Raw genomic sequence first — 25,828 nt, forward strand, 5'->3', positions numbered from 1 at the left:
GTCATGGAGCGCCCCGCCTGGAATCGCTGGGAGCCGCCCGGAACCGCCCGGACGGGGTCCTAGATCGCCGAGCGCACGGCGCCGACCGGGTGCCCGCCGCCCAGCAGCGGGGACTCGGCGTACCGGCTGAGCACCGGGGCCTCGACGCCGAGCCGGCGCAGCGCGGCGACCAGCACCGGGCCCACGGCGCGGCGCTCGTGGTCGCCGTCGCCGACCTTGAGCGCGACCGCGCGGCCGTCGGGCAGCGCCACCGCCTGCACGCCCTCGGCGCCGCCCTTGGCCAGCAGCCCGGGGACGCCGGCCATGAAGTCGGTGTCGAGGCGGTCGGTGCCGGAGACGTACTCGGGGTGCGCGCGCATGGCGTCGGCGACGCGGCGCTCGGGGCTGGCCGGGGCGGCCAGGACGGCGGTGCGGAAGGCGCGGGCCAGGCCGACGAGCGAGATGCCGTACAGCGGGGCGCCGCAGCCGTCGACGGCGTCGTGGTGGACCTGCTCGCCGGACAGCCGCTCGACCGCGGCCCGGGAGGCGCGCTGCATCGGGTGGTCCGGGGCGAGGTAGTCGGCGGTCGGCCAGTGATTGACCACACACGTGGCGAGCATCGCGGCGTGCTTGCCGGAGCAGTTCATGGTGACGCGCTGCTTGTCGCCGCCGGCCCGGACCAGGGCCAGCTTCGCCTGCTCGGCCAGCGGCCAGTCCGGCGGGCAGGCCAGCATCCGCTCGTCCAGGCCCGCACCGGCCAGGATCTTGCGCACGCCCTCCAGGTGGAAGGGCTCGCCGGCGTGCGAGGCCGCGGCCAGCGCCAGGAGTTCGCCGGTCAGGTCCAGGCCGTTCTCCAGCATGGCGACCGCCTGCATCGGTTTGTTGCTGGACCGCGGCATCATCACCGCCTCCACGTCCCCGTAGGCGAACTCGACGCTGCCGTCGGCGGCCAGGGCCACCAGGCGGCCGTCGTGCCACCCCTCGGTGAACCCGGAACGGACTATCTCGGCGAGGGGGACGACTCCCTGTGCGGTCATGTGCGGTGTTACTCCATCTTCTGCTCCTCATTGAGCAGATCGTCGACGGTTGCCTGCCCCTCACGGTAGCGGCGCGCCAGCTCCGCCGCGAACCGGTCGATCACCGACTGCGCGATGCGCCGGTACTCGGATACTTCCCGCTCATAGGCCTTCAGCGTCAGCCGCGCGTCGGCCAGCTGCCCGTCGGATAGATCCAGGACGATCGCGGGGCCGACCGCGTCGATGCGCTCCTCCATCTGTGAGCGGTACTCCCCCGGATCGGGATCGGGCACGATGACGATCTCCATGTGCCGCGGCGAGCGCGCGTTGGCCGGCGGATCGTCGGCGAGGATCGCCGCCAGCGACTGGACCAGCGGCTCCGGAGAGCCGGCGGCGCGCCGGCGGAGCTCGGCGTCGATTATGTCGATGCGGCCGTGCAGGACCCGGCGCAGGTAGGAGAGCTCGGTCTCCTCGCGCAGCGCCGCACCGCGCTCCCGGCGGATCGCGGCGAGTTCGAGGGCCTCGACCTCTGCGTCCGGGCGGCGGGCGGCGACGAGGACGCGGTCGAGTCTGGTGGCTTGGGTGCCCATAACAGCATCGTTCCATGGTGGGGAATAGCGGGGATTGAGGTTGGGGGTATCGCCACCCGATCGCGATGGCGTGGCGCGCGCGAGAGCGGCGGCCGTCGGACTTGTCACACTCGGCGGACCGTGCGGTGCCATACCGGTCCCCGCCCTGCTGCTCGTCCTTCGGGCCCTGCCGCTCTACCCGCTCGCCGCTCTTCCCTTACCCGCTCACCGCTGCCCAAGCCGACCGCGGCCCGATCTCGCCGCACTTACCCGGCTTGCCGCTCGCCGCCGTTACCGCGCGGCGCGGAACGTCGGCCGCCGGTTCGCGCCGGAATCGGGCGCCACCACGATCTCCTGCGCCGCCGGGATGCCGTCGGCGAGCAGCTGGTCCTCGACCGGTGTGGTGCGCTTCACCACCGCGAGCGCCACGTGGCCGAGCTCGTAGTGGCGCGCGGCGGAGGTCACCTGGCCGACCACCCGGCCGTCGCCGGTGGTGACGTCGGTGCCGTGCGCGGGCAGCCGCTCGGGGGTGCCGTCCAGGTGCAGGAAGACCAGGCGGCGCGGCGGGTGGCCGAGGTTGTCCACCCGCGCGACCGTCTCCTGGCCGCGGTAGCAGCCCTTGTTCAGGTGCACCGCGCCCGGATGGCCGTCGGAGGCGATCCAGTCGATCTCGTGCGGGATGGTGCGGTCGTCGGTCTCCAGGCCGACACGCGGCCGGTGCGCGGCGATCCGGAGGGCTTCGTAGGCCCACATGCCCACGGGGTCTCCCGCGCCGCCGTCCTTGGCGAAGTCCGCGAGGCGCTCCCGGGGGAGGAACAGCTCGTGGCCGAGCTCCACCTCGCGGGCCAGCACGCCCTCGGGCACCGGGCCGGTCGTGAGCACCAGCGCGTAGCGGTCGGTCACGTCCTCCGGCTCGACGCGCATCATGAAGCGCATCCGCTCCAGGAACGCCAGCACCTCCGGCGCGGTGCCCGGTTCCACGTGGAACCACGTCGCCGCGCCGTCGTCCACCAGGTAGAGCGCGTGCTCGACGCGGCCCTGGGGCGACAGGATCAGCGCCTCGACGGCCACCCCCGGCTTCAGCGACTCCAGGTGCTGGCTGGTGAACGAGTGCAGCCAGGTCAGCCGGTCCGGCCCGGCCACCCGCAGCACGCCGCGGTGCGACAGGTCCACGAACCCGCGGTGCTCCTCCGAGAGCCGCCGCTGCTCGCCGTGCGGGTCCCCGTAGTGCGCGGCGACTCCGGCGTCCGGCGGGTCGGCCGGGACGGCGGCGGGCAGGGTCAGCAAGGGGCTCGTCATGGTTCTAGTCTCTCCTATCGCAAAACGCCTGTTACGCTGCCGTTCTCCCCGCACGCGGGGCTCGATCACATGTAACGCGCAGGGCGGGGAAATCCATGGCAAGGCCGACACGGACCACGTGGGTGGCGTGCGCCGCGCTCGCCGCGGTCGGCACGCTCGCGGTCGGCGGCCTCGCGGCGGCGACGGCGCAGAAGCACCCCGGTCACGGCGCGCCGGCCGCGCAGCCGTCGGTCGGTTCCCGGCCCGCGAGCTCGTCGAGCAGCCCGGCCGACGAGCCGCCGGACGCCGCGAGCACGCCGGACGCCTCCATATCCGTGGCCGACCTCAACACGTTCGTGGCAGCCCACTCCGCGGCGTTGAAGGCCAGGAACCGCGCCGGCTTCGTCGCCGCCGTCGATCCCGGGCACCCGGATCTGGTCACCCGCCAGGGGCAGCTCTACGACAACCTGGAGAAGATCCCCTTCACCACCGCGACCTACTCGGTCACCATGATCGACGACCAGAGCACCCTCCCGCAGGGCGCGACCGCGACCGTCACGGTGGCCTTCGACCACCAGATCACCGGCGTGGACAGCGTCCCGGTCGAGGAACGCTACAAGTGGACCGTGGCGCGCACCGGCCCGAAGGCCCCGCTGCGGGTGACCGCGGTCGACGGCGCCACCTCGGAGCACAACTACCCGGCGCCCTGGGACGCCGTGGCCGGCCTCACGGTGCTCACCCGACCGAAGGTGGTGATCATGGCGGACGACACGTCGGCGTCCTTCGCCAAGAGCCACGCGGACGCTCTGGAGCGCGACGCGGAGTACGACTTCGCGCACTGGACCGGCGGCTCGGGCACGGCGCCCGGCTTCGCCGTCTTCCTCACCGCCGACCGCTCCCGGTACGAGGCCATATACAGCCAGAACCGCGCCGAGTCGGTCGGGGTGACGGTGCCCATAGCCGCGGCGGGCAAGGACGACGGCTTCTATCCGAGCTCCCGTATAGCGGTCGACACCACGCAGTACAAGAACGTCGACCCCGCCGACGCCGACATCGTGTTCAAGCACGAGATGGCGCACGCGATGATCGGTCCGTTCGAGGACCAGAGCGCGACCTCCGGCCAGCAGCACTTGTGGGTCATAGAGGGGTTCGCGGAGTGGGAATCACAGAGGATGTACTCCACGTCGGAACTCCTCTATGACGGCGACACACTGCACGCCTACGTCAGCAAGCACGGCGTTCCGCACGCACTCCCCACGGACAGCCAGGTCTACAGCTCCGACTCCGACACGTCCGGGCTGAACTACTTCTACGCACACATGGCGATCCGCTATATGGCCGACGAGTACAGCCCTGAGAAGGTCGATCAGTTCGTCCTGGCCGTCTACCAGCACGCGACGGCGTCCACGTGTGTCGACGACGCCATGAAGAACGTTCTGGGGACCACCACGGATCAGTTCACTCGGGGTTTTGCGAAGTGGCTTCGGAACTCTGTGTGAGAGCGGAGCACTCCGCGCACGTCCCGAACACCGCCAGGTGCCGCACGTCGGTCTCGAAGCCGTAGTCCTGCTTCAGCCGCTCCACCAATGGCTCGGCGGCGGAGTCGGCGGCCTCCAGGATGCGTCCGCAGCCCCGGCACACCAGGTGCACGTGCGCCGGCTGATCCGCCGTGTGGTAGATCTGCGCGCCGTGGCCCAGGTGGGTGTGGGTGACCAGACCGAGCTCCTCGAGCAGCTCCAGGGTCCGGTAGACCGTCGAGAGGTTCACGCCGCGGGCGGTGCGGCGGACCTCCTCGCAGATGGCCTCGGGGGTGGCGTGGTCCATGGCGGCCACGGCTTGCAGGACGAACTGCCGCTGCGGCGTGAGGCGGTAGCCCTTCGCGCGCAGCTCCTTCGTCAGGTCCGTGGGCGCGGTTTCCATACCACCACTATCCCACCGGGCGGGGACAGTGGTCGCCACCGTCCATACGCGCAGATTTCCTGGAAGACTTAATTGACCGGCTTCAGCTGCGCCGAGAGATGCGACTGCATCGACTGGCCCATGGCCGCCATGTCGAACGCCCACAGCAGATCGCCCTGGACCAGACCGTACAGGCGGTGTCCCGCCGTGTACTCCTTGGCCGTCTCGGTGCGCGCGACCACGTCGGTACGCAGCTCGACCTTAGCGCCGTCCGCCTCGCCGACCCAGATCTCGGAGAAGCCGGTGGGGTGCGCCAGGACCACTTCGAGCTGCGTGCGGGTGGTGCCGGCGGTGCCGTTCTCCTCGGTGCGAGCCTGGGGACGCCAGTAGCCGGACTCCATGGCCAGCGGCCGGACCTGGTTGCCGTCCTCGTCGAGCAGCCAGGACCGCGACTCGTACTTCAGGAAGGGCTTGTTCGGCGTGTACGAGAACACGGCCTCCTGCCCGAAGTTGAACGACTCGATGGTCGGGTACCCGCCGACCCCGGCGCCCGCCCAGGTGCCCAGCAGGAACGCCAGCGGCACACAGTCCGGGTGCAGGTCGGAGGGGATCTCCAGCGGCATCAGTTCTGGCCCTTGAACAGCCGCAGCACCGTGAAGGACGCGAACCACACGACGGCCAGGGCCACCAGGACCAGGAGGATGTCGAAAAGAGCTTGGACGGTCATGGTGGGGAGTTTATCGGAGCGGGTGGCGCGCTGTTCGGTGAGCTGGGTCTCTTCGGGTGTCGGGGCCGGCGGGGGCGACAGGGCCGACATGACAGCCGGCAGGACAGTGGAGACCGGAGCGAAAACGCGAAGGCGCCCGCCCCCGATCAACCGATCGGTGGCGGGCGCTCCCCTCACACTCCGGAGGTCCGGCGTCGCCGGGGCAAGCCGCTCAGACCGCGAGCGCGACCTCGGCGACCTCGCCCAGCGTCGCCTCGACCGAGGCGTCCACGGTGCCGCCGGGCACCAGCGCGCGCACGGTCCAGGTGCCCGGGGCGGCGAAGAAGCGGAAGCCGCCCTCCGGGCTGGTCGGGACCTCGGCGGTGAACTCGCCGGTGCTGTCCAGCAGCCGCACGTACCCGGTCACCGGCGCGCCGTCACGGCTGACCGCGCCCTGGATGACAGTTTCCTTCGCCACGTCCACTCCTTCGATGCTGAATCCGCCGGCGGGGGCGCCGCACGAGGCCGTCACTGCTGGCCGCCCTCGGGCGAGCCGGGGTTGGAGCCGAGCGCGACCGGCACGCCGACCAGCGAGCCGTACTCGGTCCACGAACCGTCGTAGTTCTTCACGTTGGCCTGGCCCAGCAGCTCGTGCAGGACGAACCAGGTGTGCGCCGAGCGCTCGCCGATGCGGCAGTAGGCGATGGTGTCCTTGGCCAGGTCCACGCCCTCGGCCTCGTACAGCTCGGTCAGCTCCTCGTCGGAGCGGAAGGTGCCGTCGTCGTTGGCCGCCTTGGACCACGGGATGTTGCGCGCGGTCGGCACGTGGCCGGGGCGCTGCGACTGCTCCTGCGGCAGGTGAGCCGGCGCCAGCAGCTTGCCGGAGTACTCGTCGGGGCTGCGCACGTCGACCAGGTTGTCGGTGCCGATCGCGGCCACGACGTCGTCGCGGTAGGCGCGCAGCGCCTGGTTCTGCGGCTGCGCCGTGTAGGTGGTGGCGGTGCGGGTCGGCTGCTCGACGACCAGCTCGCGGGAGTCCAGCTCCCACTTCTTGCGGCCGCCGTCCAGGAGCTTGACGTCGCTGTGGCCGTAGAGCTTGAAGTACCAGTACGCGTAGGACGCGAACCAGTTGTTGTTGCCGCCGTAGAGCACCACGGTGTCGTCGTTGGCGATGCCGCGCTCGGAGAGCAGGGCCTCGAACTGCTGCTGGTTCACGAAGTCCCGGCGGACCGGGTCCTGCAGGTCGCGCTTCCAGTCGATCCGGACGGCGTTGCGGATGTGGTTCTTGTCGTAGGCGGCGGTGTCCTCGTCGACTTCGACGAGGACGACTTTCGGGTCGTCCAGGTGCGCCTGGACCCAGTCGGCGTCGACCAGGACGTCGTTGCGACTCATGGGAGTCCCTCCGGATGGTTCGGGGTTCGGATCGATCGGAGTGAGGTGGTGTGCGCGGACACGGTTGTTCCAGGTCCGCGGGCACGCGGAAGCACGAAGGTGTCTTGCTTGGGTCCGCGCTGATGGCAGAGGGCCGCCCGTCCTACAGCGGTCGGGCGTCGTGTCCCCACGAAGACGGGGTCACGGAAGCAGCCGACCCTCCGGGGTCAGCGCATTCGACACAGGCAGGCGGCGACGCGGCACAGATCGACTGCGCGTCGCTTGGTGAAGTCCGCCTGCTGCTTCATGTCACCGACTCTAGAGACGCCTCGGGGCGGTGTCACGCACGTACCGCACTGTGAGACGACGGTCTTACGTTTTTTACACCGTGCTGGTCACGCCGGGCTTTCAGGAGGTCATCGGCACGGTGATGTCGTACGCGCCCCAGCCCGTGACCTTGACCTCGAAGTGGTCGATCTGTGCCGCGGGCAGCGCGGTCGCGGCCGGGATCGCGATCGCCTTGCCTGCGACCGACCGCCAGTTCGAGAGCTGGACCACGGCGTGGTTCTTGGCCACGACGTAGAGCGTGCAGTTCAGGCCGTTCGGCGTCCCGCTCATCGTCGCGGTGACCGAGGTCCCCCAGCCGTGGTCCTGGTAGGAGATCTGGGCGGTCACGCCGCTCTGCGTCACGGCGGGCAGGGCCTCGCCGGGGGCGTTCGCGGTCCGGCTGTGCCCGGCCCAGAAACCGCCGATGACCAGGGCCATGGCCCCGGCGAAGCTGCCGGCGGCGACGAGGATCCGGCGGCGGCGCGGCGCGCGGAACGGTGCCGGAACCGGGCTGCGGAACGGCGAGCGCCGGCGCGGCGGCACCGGCTCCGGCAGCTCCGGCATCGGCGCCCCGACCAGCCCGATGTCCATGACCCGCTTCACGCCGACGAACGAGGCGTACTCCTCCTGGCACTCGGGGCACTCGGCCATGTGCCGGCGCACCTCGCGGGCCTCGTCCGGATCCAGCGCCCCGAGCGCGAGGGCCCCGACGGCGATCCGCAGGTCCTCGTTGTCGCAGGCACCGGGCCGCACCTCTGCTTCCCGGTTCACGGCTTGATCCCCCGTTCTTCGAAAGCGGCCCGCAGCGCGCGCAACGCGTAGTAGGTGCGCGATTTGACGGTACCTGGGGGAATGCCGAGTACGTCGGCGGCTTCCGACACGGACAGGCCCTTGAAGTACGTCTCCCGGAGCACCGCACGGTGGTCCGGGCTCAGTGTCGTCATGGCTTCGGCCACCTCCCATCCCAGCAGCATCCGGTCGTGATCGTCCTCGACGACCGCCTCGCGGGCGGTCCCCAGCGCGAGTCCCTCGTCGCCGACCTCCCGGGGGCGGGAGCGCCGGGCGCGGGCCTGGTCCACCACGATGTTCCGGGCGACCGTGCACAGCCAGGCCCGCGGCGAGCCGCGGTCCGGCGCGAACGCCTCGGCGTGCTGCCAGGCCCGCAGGAACGTCTCCTGCACCACGTCCTCGGCCCGGCCTCGGTCGCCGTCGGTCAGTTTGAGGACGTACCCCAGTAGCGGACCCGCGTGGTCCGCGTAGAGGGATCTGAGACGCTCCGCGTCCGCGCTCGCGACGTCCACACCGGGGACACGGAATGCCGGAGGTTCTGGTTCAACCCGCCGCCACCACGTCACACGCCGATGATGGCATCGCCGGTGATCGTTCGACAGCGGATCGGGCCGGACGGTGCGGCGGAGTTGAGGAAGCGCTGGTGGCGACAGTGGCCGCCGGCGACGGTCCGCGAGATCGAACCGCCGCCGGGGCGCGTACGTATATCTGGATCGCGGGACGGACGGTGCCCGTCGTCCGCCTGGGGTCTGCCGCGAGACCTCAGTTGGAGGACACGCCCGAACCGGTGACCAGCACGTGGTCGGCCTCGGCGTAGACGCGCAGCCCGTCGGCCGACGTCTGCATGTTGGCCATCTGGAGGGTGAGCTGCATCGGCAGGGTGCCGACGTCGATCGGGAAGTCCAGCTCGCGCGGGACGCGGCCGCCCAGGCCCAGGGAGGAGGACTCGACCTTCGACGCCGTCAGCTGCAGGCGGTTGCCCCCGGCCAGCGACAGGTGGCTCTGCAGAGTGGTCTTGCCCAGGCCCGGGACGTTGCCGGTGACCCGGACGGTGTTGTCCGGCCCCTCGGCCAGCGTCACGTCCAGGCCCTGCGCGGCGGCCGCCGACTCCATGTCGGTCCAGCTGAACAGCGCGGTGCCGGAAAGGTGGTCGACGTCGGCTTGTTTGAAGCCGTCGGAGGGCGCGACGCCCTTGAGGTCGACGTGCAGATCGGTGACCCGGACGCCGTTGCGGGTGATGCCGCGCGCGTCGACCGAGACCTTGTCCAGCTTCATGCCGATCAGCTGGGTCAGGAACGGGAAGTTCGCGATGGTGACGGACGGTTTGGACTGGAGGTTCTGCGATTGTTGGATGCGTTTGGCGATCTGGCTCTCCGCGATGCCCACCGTGATCCGGTCCGCGGCCACGAACAGACCCACGAGCACCAGCAGCGTGATCGCCAGCCTGGTCGGCCACTTGCGACGTCTGACCGGCGGCGGATGCGCCTGCCACTGCAACTGGTCGAGCCCCTCCTCGGAAGTCATGGGACGAGGATAGCCGCGGCGTATGAAGCCAGGGCGGCGATCGTGACCGGTATCGCGACGACCGCGGCCCGGCTCGCCCCCAGTTCGGCGTTGCGCGCGGCCGACACCGACAGCACCGCGCAGACCCCCGCCCCCACCGCGACCGAGGAGAGGTGCAGCACGGCGGCGGGCAGGAACAGGCCGGTCAGACCCGCGAAGAGCAGCGCCGAGGAGGCGGCGGCGAGGGCGCGCACCGCGCCGGGCTCGACACCGTGCCGGCGGGCGCGGAAGACGGCGTCCGCGGCGACCAGGACGAACCCGGCGCCCAGGCCCGCGGCGACCGGGAGCGCGGCGTCGTCGGGCTGGAACTTGAAGGCCGCGGCGGCGCCGGCCATCGCCGGGAGCGCCGCGAGGACGGCGGTGCGGCGGGAGGCGAAGCCGGCGAGGTCGAGGACGGCCCAGGCGACGACGAGTTGGAGCGGGAGGACGGCGACGGCGACGGCTTTGGCGGAGACGAAGGCGGTGACGGCCAAGGCTGCGGTCGCTGCGCCGGCGTAGGGGAGGTGCTGGAGAGGGGAGAGGCGGGGGCGGACTGGGTTTTCGCGCGCGGGTGCGTAGTCGTTGGAGTACTCGCCGGCGTAGTCGCCGGAGTACTCGTCCGGGTACTGCTCGGCGTACGGCTCGGCGTATGACTCGGCGTATGACTCGACGGCAGGTGCGGAACGGCGACGGCGGGACTGGACAGGCGGTTCCTCATAAGGCTCTTCGTAGTAGGGCTCTTGATAGCCCTCATAGCCTTCTTGTTGGTAACCGTCCTGCTGGTACCCGACTTGGGGATGGGCCTCTTGGTAGCCCTCCTGCGGGTAGTCCTCGTAATACGTGCCCTGTTGTTGGTCGTAACCCTGACCCTGGTCGTACTGCTCGTAACTCGGGTACTGCTCATAACCGGGGGCGTTCTGGTACCCGTAGGCGGGGTCCGGGGCGTATTCGGGCGCATACTCAGGGGCGTATTCGTAGCCCTGGTGCGGCGGCGCCTGTCCGTACACCGGGGCCGCCTCATACCCGTACTGCTGCTGGGCCTCGTAGCCCTGGTACTCCGCTACCGGCTGCTCGTAGCCGTACTCGTATCCGTAGCCCTCAGGCTGCTGCTGCGCATAAGAGGAGTCATCGGCGAAGTAACCCTGTTGGTAGGCGGGGTCCTCCGGATACACGTACTCGGGCTCCTGCGCCGACGGCTCAGAAGCCGCCCGCCCACGCCGTCGGCCCGTGTACTCGCCCACCCTGAGTTCCTCCTGCCGACGCCTACCCGTCTGCAAGGTATCAGCCGAGTCGCTCAGCCTCCGGCGAACGGCGGAAGCACCTCGACCACCGCCCCCTCGGCCAACCGCACGTCGGACGGGTCACGCCGCCCCACCGGCGCCCCGTCCACCAGGAACGACGCCCGCCGCAGAACCTCGCCGAGGCGCACCCCGTGCCGCGCCACCGCGGAGGCCAGCACCTCGGCCAGCACCTCGCCCTCGAACGCCTCCTCAGCGACACCCGCCGCCGCCTTCGCCGCCGCCCAGTAGCGGATCAGCCCGCTCATCACGCCTCGCCTTCCATGACTTCGCCCGCTTTGCCGGGTTCACCCGCGCCGGGTTCACCCACGCCAGGTTCACTGTCGCCTGCTGCGCCGCGATCGCCGCCGCCGGCCTTGCCGAATCCGCCTGCGCTCAGCTCGCCATCGCCTACCTTGCCGGGTTCGCTGTCGCCTGCTGCGCCGCGATCGCCGCCGCCAGCCTTGCCGGATCCGCCGACGCCTTCGCCGAGTCGGCCCACGCCGCTACCGCCGCCGCTCGCCCTGCCAAGTCCGCCGCCAGCCGTGCCGGGTTCGCTGTCGCCTGCCGCCTCGCCGCCGCCTGCTTCTCCGGGCCCGCCGTCCCGTCCTCTATATCCGTGCTCCCGATCGTCCTCCCCGGACAGCGCGCCAGCAGCTTCACCAATGCTGTCGCCGCCAACCGGCAGCCCCCGCACCCATCGCCCGATCCGCGCCACCATCTCGAGCCCCGCCGCCTCCCGAGCCGCCGCGGCCTCCGCGTGTCCGAACCCGGGCTCGACCCACAGCTCCCGCGGCTCCCCCGCCGCCGCGTACAGCGCCTCGGCGTGGCCGAGCGGGAAGTACTTGTCCGCGTCGCCGTGGACCACCAGCAGTGGCACCGGTGCGATGCGGCCCACCAGTTCCACCGGCGACTCCGGGACCGGGTCCCAGCCGCCGGGCAGGATGCGCGTCTTCAGATGCCAGGCGGAAACCATGCGGCCGAGGGGATGTTCCACCAGAAAGTGGACCAATTTCATCGGTCGTGTGGAGCGCTCGAACCACCATCCCGGCCCGCTCACTGAGACCACCGCGTCCGTCGCGGAGCCCGGGCCGACGCCGGAGCCGCACAGGCCCGCATGCCGTACGACCACCGAAGCTCCCATGGAGAAACCGACCGTCGCCACATTCTCGTAACCCAGGACGCGGGCCCACTCCACCGCGGCGTGCAGGTCGAGCACCTCGAGATCACCGAGCGTCGATCTTCCGTGTGACAGTCCGTGACCGCGGAAGTCGAACGCGATGATTCCGCCATACGGACGCAACATGGCGGCGATGTGCGCCATGTCGCCGGTGCGCCAGGAGCCGCTGAAACCGTGGCACAGGACGAACGCCCAGCGTCGATCGACACCCCCTCTGTGCACGGCGTTCAGCCGGACGCCATCGGCCGTCAACAGCGTCTGACCGGGCTCTGTGTGCCCCGAGCTGCGCCTTTGTCCAGGTAAAATACGTGTGAACTCCGGCACGGAAACCTCGGGGAAACGCTTCATGACGGCTATCCTTTCTCACAGAGGATCCGGGCGACGAAGCCCCACGGGTCCTCTTGTGTGTTTTCTGGCGGGTGTGACAAGAGGCGCCCCCGGACAAAAGAGGAGCGATCCGCGGATGTCCAGTTTGCTGTTGTTGACCAACTCACTGACCCCCTCCTCCGAGGTCCTTCCGGCCCTCGGCCTGCTGCTGCACAACGTCCGCGTTGCGCCGGCGGAGGCATCCGCCCTTCTGGACACCCCGCCCGCCGACGCGATCCTGGTGGACGCGCGCCGGGACCTGCCGCAGATGCGGTCGCTGTGCCGGCTGCTGCGCACCACCGGGGTGGACTGCCCGCTGCTGCTGATCACCACCGAGGGCGCGCTCGCGGCGGTGACCGCGGACTGGGGCATCGACGACGTCCTGCTGGACTCGGCGGGCCCGGCCGAGGTCGAGGCCCGGCTGCGGCTGGCGGTCGGGAAGCTGGCGGCCGGGGCGGTCGCCGAGGACGTGCCGCTGGAGATCAGGAGCGGCGACCTGTCCATCGACGAGGGCACGTACACCGCCCGCGTCCGAAGCCGGGTGCTCGATCTGACCTTCAAGGAGTTCGAGCTCATCAAGTACCTCGCGCAGCACCCCGGCCGGGTGTTCACGCGGGCACAGCTGCTTCAGGAGGTGTGGGGCTACGACTACTTCGGCGGCACCCGCACCGTGGACGTCCACGTCCGGCGGCTGCGCGCCAAGCTCGGGGTCGAACACGAGGCTCTGATCGGGACGGTGCGCAACGTAGGCTACCGCTTCGTCATGCCCGACAAGCGCAACGGCTCCACCCCCGCCGCCACCGGCTCCAGCGCCGGCACCGAGTCCGCCGAGGAAGGCGCCGACGAGGTTCGAGCGTCCGACGCGCTGATCGCACCCCGTACCGTGGTGGGGTGACAGGTATCTCCATCGGCGTCGTCCGCCGACTGAACGAGGCGGACGTCGCCACCATCCGGTCCCTCGCCGAGGCCGCCGAGCGGACCGACGGAGTGGCACCGCTCCCCGAGCAGGTGCTGCTCCACCTGGAGCACCCCGGCGAGACCGACGCCTGGCACTTCGTGGCCCGGCGCCTGGCCAGTGCGGATCAGGCTTCGGAGCTGATCGGCTACGCCGTGCTCGACAAGTCGAACCCGGAGGAGGGCCCGACCGCGGAAGTCGTGGTCGCGCCCGACTCCCGCCGCCAAGGCGTCGGCGGCGCCCTCCTGGACTCCCTGCGCATGAAGGTGCGGCGCGGCGACAAGCCGGTGCGCGTGTGGGCGCACGGCGCGCTCCCCGCCGCGGCCGCGCTGGCCGCGAAGCGCGGCCTGGAACCGGTCCGCGAGCTGTGGGTGATGGCCCGGCCCCTGGATGACGTGCCGCCGCCGGCGCTGCCCGAGGGCATCCGCATCGCGGCGTTCCGGCCCGGCGTCGACGACGAAGCCTGGGTCGCGGTCAACGCCCGGGCCTTCGCGCACCACCCCGAGCAGGGCTCGATGACGGTCGAGGACCTGCGCGTGCGGATCGCACAGCCCTGGTTCGACCCGGAGGGCTTCTTCCTGGCCTGGCGCGGCACGAAGCTGGCCGGCTTCCACTGGACCAAGGTGCACGACCACAGCGCCTACGGCGAGGACGGCGACGGCCCGGTCGGCGAGGTCTACGTCCTGGGCCTGGAGCCGGACGAGCAGGGCAGCGGCCTGGGCCGGACGCTGACCCAGGTCGGCCTTCGCTACCTGCACGACCGCGGCCTGAAAGAGGTCATCCTCTACGTCGAGGCCGACAACGCCCCCGCGATCGCGGTCTACACGAAGCTCGGCTTCACGCGCCGCAGCGCGGACATCATGTATCAAGTCTGAGTATGGACACCTCGCCGAGCCCCGCCCGGGTCCTCGTGATCGGCCTCGACCCCTACCGGGTCCCGGGGCCGTGGGACCCCGAGCCCGCCGCCGACGCGATCGACCGCGGTATCGCCCGGTTCGCCGAGCACGGCGTCGGGGTCGAGACCTGCCTGTTCGGCCTGGACGGGAGCGACGACATCCCGGCGGTCGTCGCCGCCGCGCTGGCCGCGCGGTCGTGGGAGTGCGTCGTGGTCGGCGGCGGGGTGCGCCGGTCCGAGGGGGAGCTGTTCGAGCAGGTGGTCAACCTGGTGCGCCGGCACGCCCCGGACGCGGCGATCGCCTTCAACACCGAACCCGACACCACTTTCGAGGCGGCTGCCCGCTGGATCGACGTGCCCTGAGTCCGGGGCGGGACTCGGGGACCGCCGATCGGCGCGAGCCGCGAGCCGCGACCCTCGAGCCTCGGGCCTCACTCAGCCCGTGACCCCGACCAGCTGCGTGTACACCACAAGGTTGTCCGCGTAATGCTTCCCGTCGAACGCCCCGCCGCACGTGATGATCCGCAGCTGCGGCGTCCCGCCGTCGTCGCTGCCGTAGACCCGCTGCGCCGGGAACCGGTCCTTGTCGACCACCTCGACCGAGGTCACCCGGAACTGCGCGTGCTTCTTGTCCGCGCGGTCCACGATCACCAGCGCCCCGGGCTGCACGTTCCCCAGCGGGTAGAACACCGCGCGGCCGTAGTCGGTGTCGACGTGGCCGACGATCACCGCCGCGCCGCGCTCGCCCGGCGTCGGATCGCCGGTGAACCAGCCCGCCTCGGTCGGCACCGACATCGGCGGGACCGCCACCGCACCGTCGCGGTCCAGGCCGAGCCGGATCAGCGGGGCGTCGATGCCCACCGAGGGGACCTGCACGCGCAGCGGCACCGAGCGCTCCAGCGGCGCGGCCGCCGGGCCGGACCAGCTGCCGAACAGCGCGCCCTGGGTCGGGGAGGGCGGTCCGGACAGCGCGGTCACGCCGCTGCCGAGCAGCTTCGCGCCGGCCACGACCACGACCACCGCGATCACGACCTTCACCAGCTTGTGCCGGCCGAGCGGTCGGCCGCCGCCCGCAGCCGGCCGCCGAGCAGACGGGCCCGGATCGGCGCCGCCGCCGTCCGGGCCCGCCGCCGGCGAGGAATCAGCCGGCATGCGTGCCGTCGGCGCCGCGGCGGCGCATGCTCCACAGGCCGTAGCCGACGCCGCCGACCACCAGGGCCACGCCGCCGGCGGTCATGCCGAGGTCGCCCTTCATCACCGAACCGCCGCCGCCGGCCTTCGGCGGGTTGGTCGGGGCGGGGTTGGTGCCGCCGTAGACCGTGATGCTGGTGACGCCGTTCAGGCTGTTGGAGCCGGTGCCGCAGGTGACGTTCACCGACCACTGGCCGTTCTGCGCGTTCGAGACGATCGTCGCGGTGCCGGCCAGCCCCGCGCCCTTGGGGTTGCGGGTCAGCGAGACCGAGCCGTTGTTGGTGAACACCGAGGACGTCGCGGTCCCGGAGTCGGGTTGGATACAGGTCGGGACCGTGATCACGACCTGCTGCCCGGGTCTGGCCGCGCTCGGGTTCAGCTCCACGGCCGGGCCGCTCAGGCCGCTGCTCCCGCTGGCGCCGCTGCTGGAGCTGGTGCTGGTGCCGGTGCTCACGCCGTTCAGCGCGTTCTGGACCGCCGAGACCCCGTTCGACACGGTCTGCGCACCGCTCTGCACGCTCTGGACGCCGTTGGACACCGTGGACGCGCCGTTCTGCACGGTGTCCACAAGGCTCCCGGCGCTCGCGTGGTTGTTCATCATCCACAACAGCGCGACGGCGCCGCCACCAACCACCAGCGTCTTCATCCCGAACATCGCGGGGGCCTCCTCCGTGCAGGGTTCGAAGTGGCAAAAGCAGGGAACGGTGGACCCCAGCGGGGTACACCTTCCAGATCCATCGATACCGTCGCGGAAGGGGTTTCACCTGTTGAGCAGCGCATTTTCGCCCGGATGGCGCACGCGTTCACCCGGACGCCGAGAATCCACCCTCTCGATACCCGCCGTTCACACCCGCGTGTCAAGCTCGGAATCATGACCGGCCCGGCCCCCGAGACCCGCTTCCTGGACCGGGAGATCTCCTGGCTTCGCTTCAACGAACGAGTCCTGGAACTCGCCCAGGACGCCGAGCAGGTCCCGTTGTTGGAACGGGCCCGCTTCCTGGCGATCTTCGCCTCGAACCTCGACGAGTTCTACATGGTCCGGGTCGCCGGCCTGCGCCGGCGGCTGGCCACCGGGGTGGCCACCACCTCGGCCTCCGGACTGCCGCCGCGCGAGGTGCTGCGCCGGATCCTGACGGAGACCGGCGAGCTGATGGCGCGGCACGCCGGGGAGTTCCAGAACCGGCTGCGCCCCGAACTGGCGGCGGTCGGGATCAGCATCATCCGCTGGGCGGAGCTGGACTCCGAGGAGCGCGAGAAGCTGTTCCAGCTGTTCCGCTACCAGCTGTTCCCGGTGCTGACCCCGCTGGCGGTCGACCCGGCGCATCCGTTCCCGTACATCTCGGGCCTGTCCCTGAACCTCGCGGTCTCGCTGCGCGACCCGGACACCGGGCAGGAGCACTTCGCCCGGGTCAAGGTGCCGCCGCTGCTGCCCCGGTTCGTGGAGTCCAAGCCCGGCCGGTACGTGCCGGTCGAGGACGTCATCGCCGCGCACCTGGAGCTGCTGTTCCCGGGCATGGAGATCCTGGACCACCACGCCTTCCGGGTCACCCGCAACGAGGACCTGGAAGTCGAGGCCGACACCGACGAGAACCTGCTGCAGGCGCTGGAGCGCGAGCTCATGCGGCGCCGCTTCGGGCCGCCGGTGCGCCTGGAGGTCGACGAGAACATCCGGCCGCAGGTGCTGGACCTGCTGATCCGCGAGCTGGACATCAACGAGGACGAGGTCTTCAAGATCTCCGCGCCGCTGGACCTGACCGGCCTGAACCAGATCGCCGACATCGGCAAGTCCGGGGAGTACAGCGAGCTGCGCTTCAAGCCGTTCGTCACCAAGACCCACCCGGACCTGGCCGACGAGGGCCCGGGCAAGCCGGCCGACATCTTCGCCGCGATCCGGCGCCGCGACATCCTGCTGCACCACCCCTACGACTCCTTCGCCACCAGCGTGCAGGCGTTCCTGGAGCAGGCCGCCGAGGACCCCGACGTCCTGGCGATCAAGCAGACGCTGTACCGCACCAGCGGCGACTCGCCGATCGTGGACGCGCTCATCGACGCCGCCGAGGCCGGCAAGCAGGTGCTGGTGCTGGTCGAGATCAAGGCCCGGTTCGACGAGCACGCCAACATCTCCTGGGCCCGCAAGCTGGAACAGGCCGGCTGCCACGTGGTCTACGGCCTGATCGGCCTGAAGACGCACTGCAAGCTGTCCCTGGTGGTGCGCCGCGAGGGCGCGGTCCTGCGCCGCTACGCGCACGTCGGCACCGGCAACTACAACCCCAAGACTGCCCGGCTGTACGAGGACCTGGGCCTGCTGACCTGCGACAACGAGATCGGCGCGGACCTGTCGGACCTGTTCAACCGGCTGTCCGGGTTCGCCCATCCCACCAAGTTCGGCCGGCTGCTCACCGCGCCGAACGCGCTGCGCGGCGGGCTCATCGAGCTGATCGGGCAGCAGCGCGAGCTGGCCGAGGCCGGACAGCCCTCGCGGATCCGGATCAAGGTGAACTCGATCGTCGACGAGGACCTGATCGACGCGCTCTACGAGGCCTCGCAGGCCGGCGTCCCGGTGGAGATCTGGGTGCGGGGCATCTGCGCCCTGCGGCCGGGGATCGAGGGGATGAGCGAGAACATCAGGGTCCGCAGTGTCCTGGGCCGCTTCCTGGAGCACTCGCGGGCGTTCGTGTTCGGCCTGGACGAGCAGGCCCAGGTGTGGATCGGCAGCGCGGACCTGATGCACCGCAACCTCGACCGCCGGGTGGAAGCCCTGGTCCGGCTGGTCGAGCCGGTGCAGCGGCGGGCCATCTCGGCGCTGTTCGACATGGCGATGGACCCCAAGACCGCGGCCTGGGACCTGGCCGGCGACGGCACCTGGACCCGGAGCGAGTACGCCGAGGACGGCTCGCCCCTGGCCGACATGCAGAACACGCTGATCTCCGAACGCGCCAACTGGTGGAGCCGGCGAGCCGGATGAGCGCGGAGGGGGCGGGAACACGCACACAGGGCCGTCCGGCGACGACGCCGGGCGGTCCGCGCTGTGGGCTTGGGCTTGGGGGGCTTGGCCTTGGAGGGCTTGGCCTTGGAGGGCTTCAGCTCGGGCTCGGGCCCGGGCGTGATCCCGGACCCGGAGCGGGGCGTGGAATCGAGCGTGGGGGTGTGCACGGGGTCGGACGGATCGCACAGGTGAGACCAGCAACAAAGAACAGTGCCGCCATCCGGGCAACGGCGGAACCGAACCGTCAGGCAAAGGCCTGACACACGTCGTGGGGGCAGTGGCGGACACATGGATGCAGCGACTCAGCGCGCGATGGCCGGATTCGGGACGGCCACGCCGGACGGACCGGCGGGACTGGCGGTGCGGGGGTACCTCGCCGAGCAGTCGCGCGCTTTCCTGACCCACAGCGCGCTGCCGGTGCAGCAGCCGGCCGCGGTGCGGCTGCGCGCGGCGTGCCTGCGGGTGGCCACGGCCCTGGCGGCGTGCCGGGAGCTGGTGGACGCGGCCTGGGCCGACGAGCTCGGCCGGGAGCTGCGCGGCACCGCGGTGGTGCTCGGCGCCGAGCGGGACGCCGACGCGGTGCGCCCGCGGCTGCTGGCCCCGCTGGACCAGTGGATCGCCGAGGGGCGCTACCCCGACGGCGGCGCGGCCCGCACCCGGACCCTGCTGACCCGGATGCTGGACCGGGAGCGCTCCTCGGCGCACGGCCAGGCCACCGCGGCGCTGGTCGGCCCGGCCTTCCACGCGCTCGCCGACCGGATGGCCACGCTGGCCCGGGACGTCCCGCTCACCCCGGCCGCCGAGCGGCCCTGCCGGCAGGTGCTGCCGGGCCTGGCCGAGGACGCCTACGAGGGGTTCGTGCGCCGGATCGAGGAGCTGCCGGCTCCGCTGGCCTCCGAGGACGCCGCCGGCGACGCCGCCTGGCTGGCCGCCGAGGACGCGGCCCGGGCCGCGCTGCACACCGGCGAGCTGTGCCGGCCCGCCGGTACGATGATCGCCGGCGACGACCCCGCGGACCTGCTGGTCCGGCTGGGCCGGATCGTCGAGGCGCTCGGCGAGCAGCGCGACGCGGTCCTGGCCGCAGCGTGCGTCCATCGGGCGGCCGACACGCCGCGCATAGCCGCCTCGACCGGCTATGTACTGGGAAGACTGCACGAGGAACAACGCCTGGCCGTGCTCCGGGCCCGGAGCACCGCGCCGCTGGCGGTACAAGAGAGGTCCGCACACTGATGAACGCCGACGCCGACGCCGCCGCCGGGGAATCGCCCGCGATCCGGGTCCGGGCCGCCGGCTGCGTCCTGTGGCGCCCCGGCCGCACCGGGCCCGAGGTGGCGCTGATCCACCGGCCGCGCTACGACGACTGGTCCTTCCCGAAGGGCAAGCTCGACCACGGCGAGGGCTACGTGCAGGCGGCGGTCCGCGAGGTGCGCGAGGAGACCGGGTACCCGGTGGTCCTCGGGCGGCGGCTGCCGACGCAGGTGTACGACGTCTCGTTCGGCGGCCCGGCGCGCATGAAGCGGGTGAAGTACTGGGCCGCGCAGGCCGCCGTGGACGCCGACTTCGAGCCGAACTCCGAGGTGGACCGGCTGGACTGGCTGGACCTGCCGGCCGCGCTGGCCCGGCTGACCCGGCAGACCGACCGCGACCTGCTGCGGGCCTTCGCCGCGGCGCCGGTGGACACCGTTCCGGTGATGCTGCTGCGGCACGCCGAGGCGGTGCCGCGCAAGCGCTGGGACGGCGCCGAGCAGGAGCGTCCGCTGACCGCCGAGGGCCGGGTCGAGGCCCGGGAGCTGGTTCCGGTGCTGGCCGCGTACGGGGACGCGGCGCTGGTGGCCTCGCCGTACGTGCGGTGCGTCACGACCCTCCGGCCGACCGCCGAGTCCGCCGGCACCGAGCTGGCCCAGGACAGCGCGCTCGGCGAGGACGAGGACCCGGACGCCGGACGCGCCTGGCTGCGGCAGGTCCTGAAGTCGGGACACGCGACCGTCGGCTGCACGCACCGGCCGGTGCTGCCCGAACTGCTCGCCGAGAGCCCGCTCGGGCAGGCGGTGCACTCCGGGCGCCGGGCCCTGGCGCCCGCCGAGGCCTGGGTGCTGCACGTCCGCGAGGGCGGCGTGGTGGCGGTGGACCGGCTCAAGGCCTGAGATTTTTCCGCGAGGACAGCACCGAGCGTGTGTTGTCAACGTCGCGGCGGTCGTTTTCCGTGCCGGACCACAGATTTCCCAGGGTGGACCGCAGATGCGCGCCCGGCCGTGCACCGCCGTTCGGGTGAGGTTTGCGAAAACCCTCCGTGGCGACACATTTACCGGCCCTGGCCAGGGCATCCAGACCCCGAGCGCCCGGGACCGTTCACCCCCCGTTCACCTTCACCCGTCCATCGATTCACCTGGCCTCCCTAGCTTCGTCGTTGACAGCGCATGCAAAGACTTCCGATGATTCGAAGGGACTTCCCGGTGAAGATCCACGCTGGTTTCAATGGGCGCAGTGCCGCGGTCGGCGCCGGAGTTCTGGCTCTCGCCATGGCCGGCCTGACGGCCTGTGGTTCTGACAACAACTCCTCGTCGTCGAGCTCGGGCGGTTCCTCGTCCACCACGTCGGCGGCCGGGGGCGGCAGCACCTCGAGCTCCTCCGGTTCCTCCTCGGCCGGCGGCGGCGCCATCACCTGCGCCAACGGCACGCTTTCCGGCCAGGGGTCGACGGCTCAGAACACCGCGATCGTGAAGTTCATCAAGGACTTCCAGACCAAGTGCGGCAACAGCACGAACATCAGCTACAACGGCACCGGCTCCGGCCCGGGCGTGACGGCGTTCATCCAGAAGCAGGCCGACTTCGCCGGCTCGGACTACCCGCTGAACGCCACCCAGCAGCCGCAGGCGGACGCCCGCTGCACCGGGGGCAAGGCGCTGTCCGTGGGCACCGTCCCCGGCATCATCTCGGTGATGTACAACGTCCCGGGCGTGACCAAGCTGAACCTGTCGGCGTCGAACCTGGGCAAGATCTTCAACGGCAAGATCACCAAGTGGAACGACCCGGCCATCGTCGCCGACAACGCCGGCGTGACGCTGCCCGACCTGGCGATCCAGACCTTCCACCGGTCGGACGCCTCGGGCACCTCGTTCAACTTCTCGAACTACCTGAACAAGACCGCCCCGACCGACTTCCCGACCGCGGCGAACAAGCAGTGGCCGGTCGCCTCCGGGCAGTCCGCGCAGGGTTCCAAGGGCGTCGCGCAGGCCGTGAAGAGCACCTCCGGCGCGATCGGCTACGCCGAGGTGTCCTACGCCACCTCGAACAACCTGCCCACCGCCAACGTCGGCAACGCGGCCGGCAAGTTCGTGCCGCTGACCGCCACCAACGCCGCCAACTTCATCAGCAAGGCGAAGGTGGACACCACCGGCGGGAACTACCTGTTCAACTTCGACTACACCTACGCCTCGGACGACGCGTACCCGGCCGTCCTGGTGACGTACGAGATCGTCTGCTCGGCCGGCAACGACTCGGGCAAGCTCCCGCTGCTGAAGAACTTCCTGGCCTACACGGCCGGCAGCGGCGCGCAGTCCCAGCTGGAGGGCCTGGGCTACGTGGCCCTGACCTCGGACCAGCAGACCGCGGTCGGCGCGGTCTTCAACGGCCTGAGCTGAACCGGCCCGGCGCCAGCAGGACAGAGCTGAACGATGCGACACGTCGGAGCCGTCGGTGACCACCGATCGGCTCCGACGTGTCGGTGCCGGAACGCCACCGAACCCGGGCCGTCCCGGCTTGTCCGTTTTGGTCTAACGGAATCGAAACCCGCAGTGAACAGAATTCTTCCGGGCCCAGCACTAGCCGTTGGGCGCCCGAGCGACGAGGCAGGACCCGAATGAGCGGCATAGCGCCGACTGCCACCCGGCCCACGCCGCGCCGCGGCGGCTCCGACGCGAACTCCCTGAACTCCGGCACCCGCCGCGGCGACGCCGTCTTCTCCGGCACCGTCCGCGCGGCGGCGATCTTCCTGCTGCTGCTGATGGCGGCGATCGCGATCTTCCTGATCTGGCGCGCCACCAACGCGCTGTCGGTGAACAAGGCCAACGTGCTGACGTACACCGGCCAGTGGGCCCCGGACGACTCCCCGGCGAAGTTCGGCATCGGCGCGGCGGCCTGGGGCACCCTGGTCACCTCCACGATCGCGATCGCGATCGCGGCGCCGGTGGCCATCGGGGTGTCGCTGTTCATCACCCAGTACGCCCCGCGCCGGCTGGCGCAGGCGCTCGGCTTCATCATCGACATGCTCGCCGCGGTCCCGTCGATCGTCTACGGCCTGTGGGGCATCCTGTTCCTGGTGCCGCACATGCAGGGCGCCTCCCAGTTCGTCTCCGACATCCTGGGCTGGATCCCGATGTTCTCCTCGGGCATCTTCGGCCGCTCGGTGTTCACCGCCGGCGTGATCCTGGCGATCATGATCCTGCCGATCATCGCCGCGATCTCCCGCGAGGTCTTCCTGCAGACCCCGCGCGAGCAGGTGGAGGCCGCCTACGCGCTGGGCGCCACCCGCTGGGAGATGATCAAGCTCGCGGTGCTGCCCTACGGCCGCAGCGGCGTGGGCTCGGCGATCGTGCTGGGCTTCGGCCGCGCGCTCGGCGAGACCATCGCGGTCGCCATGGTGCTGTCGGTCAGCTACAACTTCGTCACCAAGTGGCTGCAGCCCGGCGGCAACACCATCGCCGCGAACATCGCGCTGCAGTTCGGCAGCGCGTTCAAGGTCGGCCAGGGCGCCCTGATCGCCTCCGGCCTGGTGCTGTTCGTGGTGACGTTCCTGGTGAACCTGCTGGCCCGGCGGATCACCGCGCGCGCCGGGACCCCTGAGGACGAGCGCTGGAGCCTGTTCTCGGTGTTCCGCGGCGGCCGTGGCCGCTCGATGAGCATGGAGTCCTCCTCCACCGCGAACGTCGAGGCCGCGGACGTGCCGGACCGGCGCGGGGCCTTCGAGGCCAAGGACGATCCCGGCGAGGTGGCCGCGGACGACGCGGCGGGCCGGGCCCGGCCGCGCCGGGCGGCGCACGGCGCGATCGGCGGCGACGTGCTGGTCTCGCCCTCGCCGACGCGCCGGCTGCGCAGCGGGTTCGCCGGCGGGGCCACGGTGGCCACGTTCGTGCTCGCGGTGCTGCCGCTGCTGTCCATCCTGTGGCTGGTGATCTCGCGCGGCGTGCACGCGCTGAACGTCGACTTCCTGACCCACTCGCTGCGCAACATCGACGAGTCCCAGACCGGCGGCGGCGTCTACCACGCCATCCTGGGCACCCTGGAGCAGGCGGGCCTGGCCACGCTGATGGCGGTGCCGATCGGCATCCTGGTCGCGGTGTACCTGGTGGAGTACGGCCGGGGCGTCCTGGCCAAGGCGGTGACGTTCTTCGTGGACGTGATGATGGGCCTGCCCTCGATCGTGGCCGGCCTGTTCATCCTGTCGCTGTGGATCATCACGCTGCACCAGTACGCCAACGGCTTCGCCGGCGCGCTGGCGCTGATGATCCTGATGCTGCCGGTGGTGATCCGCTCCAGCGAGGAGATGCTCAAGCTGGTGCCGGACTCGCTGCGCGAGGCGTCCTACGCCCTGGGCGTGCCGAAGTGGCGCACCATCACCCGGGTGGTGATCCCCACGGCCTTGCCGGGAATCGTCACCGGGGTGATGCTGGGTGTGGCCCGCGTGATGGGCGAGACGGCCCCGATCCTGCTGGTGGTCAGCTACGTCGCCTACATCAACCCCAACCCGTTCAGCGGGGTCCAGGGACAGGCGACGCTGCCGACGGTCATCTACAACACCTACACCTCGTCGGAGCACGCCTCCAACGACCGCACGTGGTCCGCCGCGCTGCTGCTGATCATCATCATCATGCTGCTGAACATCATCGCCAGGATCATCGCCTGGTGGAAGAAGCCCGGCCGGGCCTAGGAGAGATCGATTATGGCGAAGCGCATTGACGTCGCGGGCCTGCACGCCTACTACGGCCCGACCCGCGCCATCGAGGACATCTCGATGACCATCGAACCGCGCACCGTGACGGCCTTCATCGGCCCCTCCGGCTGCGGCAAGTCCACCTTCCTGCGCACCCTGAACCGCATGCACGAGGTCATCCCGGGCGCGCGCGTCGAGGGCAAGGTCACCCTGGACGACGTGGACCTCTACGGCGCCCAGGTGGACCCGGTGGCGGTCCGCCGCCACGTCGGCATGGTCTTCCAGCGCCCGAACCCGTTCCCGACGATGAGCATCTACGAGAACGTGGCCGCGGGCCTGCGCCTGGCGGGCGTGAAGAAGCGCAGCGAACTGGACGACATCGTCGAGCAGTCGCTGAAGGGCGCGAACCTCTGGAAGGAAGTCGAGAACCGCCTGAAGAAGCCGGGAGCGGGCCTGTCCGGCGGCCAGCAGCAGCGCCTGTGCATCGCCCGCGCCATCGCGGTCAGCCCGGACGTCCTGCTGATGGACGAGCCGTGCTCGGCGCTGGACCCGATCTCCACCACGGCGATCGAGGACCTGATCTCGCAGCTGAAGTCGGAGTACACGATCGTCATCGTGACCCACAACATGCAGCAGGCGGCGCGCGTCTCGGACCGCACGGCGTTCTTCAACATCAGCGGCACCGGGACCCCCGGCCGGCTGATCGAGATCGACGACACCTCCCGCATCTTCGCCAACCCGACGGAGAAGGCCACGGAGGACTACATCACCGGCCGGTTCGGATGACGGTCGGCTAGAGCGGGCGGCTTCGGCCGTCTTTGCCGGAGGCTCCCAGCACTCGAGGGATGTGCTGGGGGCCTTTGGGTTTTTCGGGGGGTGGTGGGGGGTGGGGCTCGATTCGGGGGGCGGGGTCGGGTGGGTGGGGTGTGCGGTGAGGTGGTGAGGTGGTGAGGTGCGGTTTGTCTGTGGGTTTACAGGCGAACTTTTGGCGGTCTCGCGGGTGCGGGTGCGGGTGCGGGGATGGCGTCCACCCGCGTGGTGTAAGCAATCTTCGTCGCTGGCGGGATGCAGAACGCGCCCCAGCGTGTGGTGATCTTCATGGATGTGCCCAGATGCCCAATGCAATAGCCGCGACCTGGGGATTCACTGCCGAAGACTACTTACACCACTCCAGTGGACATGACCGGTGCGGGGTGTGGGTGCGGGGTGTGGGTGCGGGGTGCGGGTGCGGGGTGCGGGTGCGGGGTGCGGGGCATAGGTGGCTGGGGCGGGTGCAGTTTGTTGGTGGGTTTTAAGAGCCTTTTTACGGCTTCGCCTAAGGTTTGGTGACCTCGCTGGGGGACGCAGTTCGGTGGTGCCCCGCAGGTTGCGCTGGCGGCCGGCGGAATAGGTGTCCACGACCGCGCGCGGGTCCGAGTCACTGCGCATGCGTTAGGTCGGCGGCCGGCGGCCGCGTGTGGTGGGCACCTGAAGTCAAAAGCAGGCGCCTCCGGCGGGGGCACTCGAGACTCTGAGGGATCCCCAACCCCCCGCCTCGGCGGCGGTCCGAGTGTTGGTCGCCGAGTCCCGGATC

26 protein-coding genes are annotated in these 25,828 nt (G+C 70.9%); 10 read left to right on the forward strand and 16 right to left on the reverse strand.

What is annotated here, in order from left to right; all coding sequences use genetic code 11:
• Positions 1-59: 59 nt before the first annotated feature.
• The 3 genes from ABH920_RS06775 to ABH920_RS06785 form a co-directional block, all read right to left on the reverse strand.
• Positions 60-1,016 (reverse strand): asparaginase, encoded by a 957-nt coding sequence (locus ABH920_RS06775; RefSeq protein ID WP_370347923.1) that lies wholly within the window; start codon positions 1,014-1,016, stop codon positions 60-62.
• Between the two features lie 8 nt (positions 1,017-1,024).
• Positions 1,025-1,585 (reverse strand): aerial mycelium formation protein, encoded by a 561-nt coding sequence (locus tag ABH920_RS06780; RefSeq protein WP_370347925.1) that lies wholly within the window; start codon positions 1,583-1,585, stop codon positions 1,025-1,027.
• A gap of 270 nt (positions 1,586-1,855) precedes the next feature.
• On the reverse strand, positions 1,856-2,863 hold the full coding sequence (locus ABH920_RS06785) for a folate-binding protein YgfZ (RefSeq protein ID WP_370347927.1): 1,008 nt from the start codon (positions 2,861-2,863) through the stop codon (positions 1,856-1,858).
• Between the two features lie 95 nt (positions 2,864-2,958).
• Here ABH920_RS06785 and ABH920_RS06790 point away from each other — a divergent pair, with 95 nt between their 5' ends.
• A complete protein-coding gene (locus tag ABH920_RS06790; RefSeq protein ID WP_370347929.1) occupies positions 2,959-4,341 on the forward strand; it encodes a hypothetical protein in 1,383 nt (460 codons plus the stop codon).
• Here ABH920_RS06790 and ABH920_RS06795 read toward each other — a convergent pair.
• From ABH920_RS06795 to ABH920_RS06845, 11 genes are all read right to left on the reverse strand, one after another.
• Entirely contained in the window at positions 4,301-4,762 is a 462-nt protein-coding gene (locus tag ABH920_RS06795; protein ID WP_370347931.1) for a Fur family transcriptional regulator, read from the reverse strand. The two genes, ABH920_RS06790 and ABH920_RS06795, sit on opposite strands and share 41 nt — an antisense overlap.
• 68 nt (positions 4,763-4,830) lie before the next feature.
• Positions 4,831-5,364 carry an FABP family protein gene (locus ABH920_RS06800; RefSeq protein WP_370347933.1) on the reverse strand — a complete coding sequence of 178 codons (534 nt, stop codon included), beginning with the start codon at positions 5,362-5,364 and terminating at the stop codon, positions 4,831-4,833.
• Positions 5,365-5,679: 315 nt separating this feature from the next.
• Positions 5,680-5,979, reverse strand: coding sequence for a DUF1416 domain-containing protein (locus tag ABH920_RS06805; protein ID WP_015796793.1), 300 nt, complete (start codon positions 5,977-5,979; stop codon positions 5,680-5,682).
• Complete coding sequence (locus tag ABH920_RS06810; protein ID WP_370347936.1) at positions 5,976-6,839, reverse strand: sulfurtransferase; 864 nt, start codon at positions 6,837-6,839, stop codon at positions 5,976-5,978. Before ABH920_RS06810 ends, ABH920_RS06805 begins: the two co-directional genes overlap by 4 nt.
• Positions 6,840-7,045: 206 nt before the next feature.
• On the reverse strand, positions 7,046-7,126 hold the full coding sequence (locus ABH920_RS06815; RefSeq protein WP_344661945.1) for an Ms5788A family Cys-rich leader peptide: 81 nt from the start codon (positions 7,124-7,126) through the stop codon (positions 7,046-7,048).
• Between the two features lie 100 nt (positions 7,127-7,226).
• Entirely contained in the window at positions 7,227-7,916 is a 690-nt protein-coding gene (locus ABH920_RS06820) for an anti-sigma factor (RefSeq protein ID WP_370347938.1), read from the reverse strand.
• The gene (locus ABH920_RS06825; protein ID WP_194910193.1) at positions 7,913-8,446 is read right to left on the reverse strand and encodes a sigma-70 family RNA polymerase sigma factor; all 534 of its coding nucleotides are present in this window, start codon (positions 8,444-8,446) and stop codon (positions 7,913-7,915) included. Before ABH920_RS06825 ends, ABH920_RS06820 begins: the two co-directional genes overlap by 4 nt.
• Positions 8,447-8,696: 250 nt before the next feature.
• Positions 8,697-9,458 (reverse strand): DUF2993 domain-containing protein, encoded by a 762-nt coding sequence (locus tag ABH920_RS06830; protein ID WP_370347940.1) that lies wholly within the window; start codon positions 9,456-9,458, stop codon positions 8,697-8,699.
• Positions 9,455-10,717 carry a hypothetical protein gene (locus ABH920_RS06835; protein WP_370347942.1) on the reverse strand — a complete coding sequence of 421 codons (1,263 nt, stop codon included), beginning with the start codon at positions 10,715-10,717 and terminating at the stop codon, positions 9,455-9,457. Before ABH920_RS06835 ends, ABH920_RS06830 begins: the two co-directional genes overlap by 4 nt.
• A 53-nt stretch (positions 10,718-10,770) precedes the next feature.
• Positions 10,771-11,022 carry a MoaD/ThiS family protein gene (locus tag ABH920_RS06840; protein ID WP_370347944.1) on the reverse strand — a complete coding sequence of 84 codons (252 nt, stop codon included), beginning with the start codon at positions 11,020-11,022 and terminating at the stop codon, positions 10,771-10,773.
• Positions 11,022-12,281, reverse strand: coding sequence for an alpha/beta hydrolase (locus ABH920_RS06845; RefSeq protein ID WP_370347946.1), 1,260 nt, complete (start codon positions 12,279-12,281; stop codon positions 11,022-11,024). Before ABH920_RS06845 ends, ABH920_RS06840 begins: the two co-directional genes overlap by 1 nt.
• A gap of 115 nt (positions 12,282-12,396) precedes the next feature.
• Between ABH920_RS06845 and ABH920_RS06850 the strand changes: the two genes are divergently transcribed.
• The 3 genes from ABH920_RS06850 to ABH920_RS06860 are packed head-to-tail and all read left to right on the forward strand — an operon-like array spanning position 12,397 to position 14,512.
• Positions 12,397-13,194 (forward strand): response regulator transcription factor, encoded by a 798-nt coding sequence (locus ABH920_RS06850; protein ID WP_370347948.1) that lies wholly within the window; start codon positions 12,397-12,399, stop codon positions 13,192-13,194.
• Entirely contained in the window at positions 13,191-14,129 is a 939-nt protein-coding gene (gene mshD, locus ABH920_RS06855; protein WP_370347950.1) for a mycothiol synthase, read from the forward strand. Before ABH920_RS06850 ends, mshD begins: the two co-directional genes overlap by 4 nt.
• Before the next feature lie 2 nt (positions 14,130-14,131).
• Positions 14,132-14,512 (forward strand): hypothetical protein, encoded by a 381-nt coding sequence (locus ABH920_RS06860; RefSeq protein ID WP_370347952.1) that lies wholly within the window; start codon positions 14,132-14,134, stop codon positions 14,510-14,512.
• Between the two features lie 72 nt (positions 14,513-14,584).
• Here ABH920_RS06860 and ABH920_RS06865 read toward each other — a convergent pair whose 3' ends face one another.
• Both ABH920_RS06865 and ABH920_RS06870 read right to left on the reverse strand, forming a co-directional pair.
• A complete protein-coding gene (locus ABH920_RS06865) occupies positions 14,585-15,301 on the reverse strand; it encodes a class F sortase (protein ID WP_370347954.1) in 717 nt (238 codons plus the stop codon).
• Positions 15,291-15,995, reverse strand: a complete 705-nt coding sequence (locus tag ABH920_RS06870) for a hypothetical protein (RefSeq protein ID WP_370347956.1) — start codon at positions 15,993-15,995, stop codon at positions 15,291-15,293. Before ABH920_RS06870 ends, ABH920_RS06865 begins: the two co-directional genes overlap by 11 nt.
• Before the next feature lie 216 nt (positions 15,996-16,211).
• Here ABH920_RS06870 and ABH920_RS06875 point away from each other — a divergent pair, with 216 nt between their 5' ends.
• The 6 genes from ABH920_RS06875 (at position 16,212) to pstB (ending at position 25,041) form a co-directional block, all read left to right on the forward strand.
• Positions 16,212-18,305 (forward strand): RNA degradosome polyphosphate kinase, encoded by a 2,094-nt coding sequence (locus tag ABH920_RS06875; RefSeq protein WP_370347958.1) that lies wholly within the window; start codon positions 16,212-16,214, stop codon positions 18,303-18,305.
• Positions 18,306-18,614: 309 nt separating this feature from the next.
• Complete coding sequence (locus ABH920_RS06880) at positions 18,615-19,556, forward strand: CHAD domain-containing protein (protein ID WP_370347960.1); 942 nt, start codon at positions 18,615-18,617, stop codon at positions 19,554-19,556.
• Complete coding sequence (locus ABH920_RS06885) at positions 19,556-20,470, forward strand: NUDIX domain-containing protein (protein WP_370347962.1); 915 nt, start codon at positions 19,556-19,558, stop codon at positions 20,468-20,470. Before ABH920_RS06880 ends, ABH920_RS06885 begins: the two co-directional genes overlap by 1 nt.
• A 309-nt stretch (positions 20,471-20,779) precedes the next feature.
• The gene (gene pstS, locus ABH920_RS06890; RefSeq protein ID WP_370347964.1) at positions 20,780-21,967 is read left to right on the forward strand and encodes a phosphate ABC transporter substrate-binding protein PstS; all 1,188 of its coding nucleotides are present in this window, start codon (positions 20,780-20,782) and stop codon (positions 21,965-21,967) included.
• Positions 21,968-22,185: 218 nt separating this feature from the next.
• The gene (pstC, locus tag ABH920_RS06895; RefSeq protein WP_370347966.1) at positions 22,186-24,252 is read left to right on the forward strand and encodes a phosphate ABC transporter permease subunit PstC; all 2,067 of its coding nucleotides are present in this window, start codon (positions 22,186-22,188) and stop codon (positions 24,250-24,252) included.
• A 12-nt stretch (positions 24,253-24,264) separates the two neighbouring features.
• On the forward strand, positions 24,265-25,041 hold the full coding sequence (gene pstB, locus ABH920_RS06900) for a phosphate ABC transporter ATP-binding protein PstB (protein ID WP_194916896.1): 777 nt from the start codon (positions 24,265-24,267) through the stop codon (positions 25,039-25,041).
• Positions 25,042-25,828: the final 787 nt, after the last annotated feature.

The sequence above is a fragment of the Catenulispora sp. EB89 genome, from assembly GCF_041261445.1.
Taxonomy (GTDB): Bacteria; Actinomycetota; Actinomycetes; order Streptomycetales; family Catenulisporaceae; genus Catenulispora.

Coding starts and splice junctions, on each gene's coding strand:
- ABH920_RS06775 (WP_370347923.1), bottom strand. CDS start 1,016: ATGACCGCACAGGGAGTCGTCCCCCTCGCCGAGATAGTCCGTTCCGGG.
- ABH920_RS06780 (WP_370347925.1), bottom strand. CDS start 1,585: ATGGGCACCCAAGCCACCAGACTCGACCGCGTCCTCGTCGCCGCCCGC.
- ABH920_RS06785 (WP_370347927.1), bottom strand. CDS start 2,863: ATGACGAGCCCCTTGCTGACCCTGCCCGCCGCCGTCCCGGCCGACCCG.
- ABH920_RS06790 (WP_370347929.1), top strand. CDS start 2,959: ATGGCAAGGCCGACACGGACCACGTGGGTGGCGTGCGCCGCGCTCGCC.
- ABH920_RS06795 (WP_370347931.1), bottom strand. CDS start 4,762: ATGGAAACCGCGCCCACGGACCTGACGAAGGAGCTGCGCGCGAAGGGC.
- ABH920_RS06800 (WP_370347933.1), bottom strand. CDS start 5,364: ATGCCGCTGGAGATCCCCTCCGACCTGCACCCGGACTGTGTGCCGCTG.
- ABH920_RS06810 (WP_370347936.1), bottom strand. CDS start 6,839: ATGAGTCGCAACGACGTCCTGGTCGACGCCGACTGGGTCCAGGCGCAC.
- ABH920_RS06815 (WP_344661945.1), bottom strand. CDS start 7,126: ATGAAGCAGCAGGCGGACTTCACCAAGCGACGCGCAGTCGATCTGTGC.
- ABH920_RS06830 (WP_370347940.1), bottom strand. CDS start 9,458: ATGACTTCCGAGGAGGGGCTCGACCAGTTGCAGTGGCAGGCGCATCCG.
- ABH920_RS06840 (WP_370347944.1), bottom strand. CDS start 11,022: ATGAGCGGGCTGATCCGCTACTGGGCGGCGGCGAAGGCGGCGGCGGGT.
- ABH920_RS06845 (WP_370347946.1), bottom strand. CDS start 12,281: ATGAAGCGTTTCCCCGAGGTTTCCGTGCCGGAGTTCACACGTATTTTA.
- ABH920_RS06850 (WP_370347948.1), top strand. CDS start 12,397: ATGTCCAGTTTGCTGTTGTTGACCAACTCACTGACCCCCTCCTCCGAG.
- ABH920_RS06860 (WP_370347952.1), top strand. CDS start 14,132: ATGGACACCTCGCCGAGCCCCGCCCGGGTCCTCGTGATCGGCCTCGAC.
- ABH920_RS06865 (WP_370347954.1), bottom strand. CDS start 15,301: ATGCCGGCTGATTCCTCGCCGGCGGCGGGCCCGGACGGCGGCGGCGCC.
- ABH920_RS06870 (WP_370347956.1), bottom strand. CDS start 15,995: ATGTTCGGGATGAAGACGCTGGTGGTTGGTGGCGGCGCCGTCGCGCTG.
- ABH920_RS06875 (WP_370347958.1), top strand. CDS start 16,212: ATGACCGGCCCGGCCCCCGAGACCCGCTTCCTGGACCGGGAGATCTCC.
- ABH920_RS06880 (WP_370347960.1), top strand. CDS start 18,615: ATGGATGCAGCGACTCAGCGCGCGATGGCCGGATTCGGGACGGCCACG.
- ABH920_RS06885 (WP_370347962.1), top strand. CDS start 19,556: ATGAACGCCGACGCCGACGCCGCCGCCGGGGAATCGCCCGCGATCCGG.
- pstC (WP_370347966.1), top strand. CDS start 22,186: ATGAGCGGCATAGCGCCGACTGCCACCCGGCCCACGCCGCGCCGCGGC.
- pstB (WP_194916896.1), top strand. CDS start 24,265: ATGGCGAAGCGCATTGACGTCGCGGGCCTGCACGCCTACTACGGCCCG.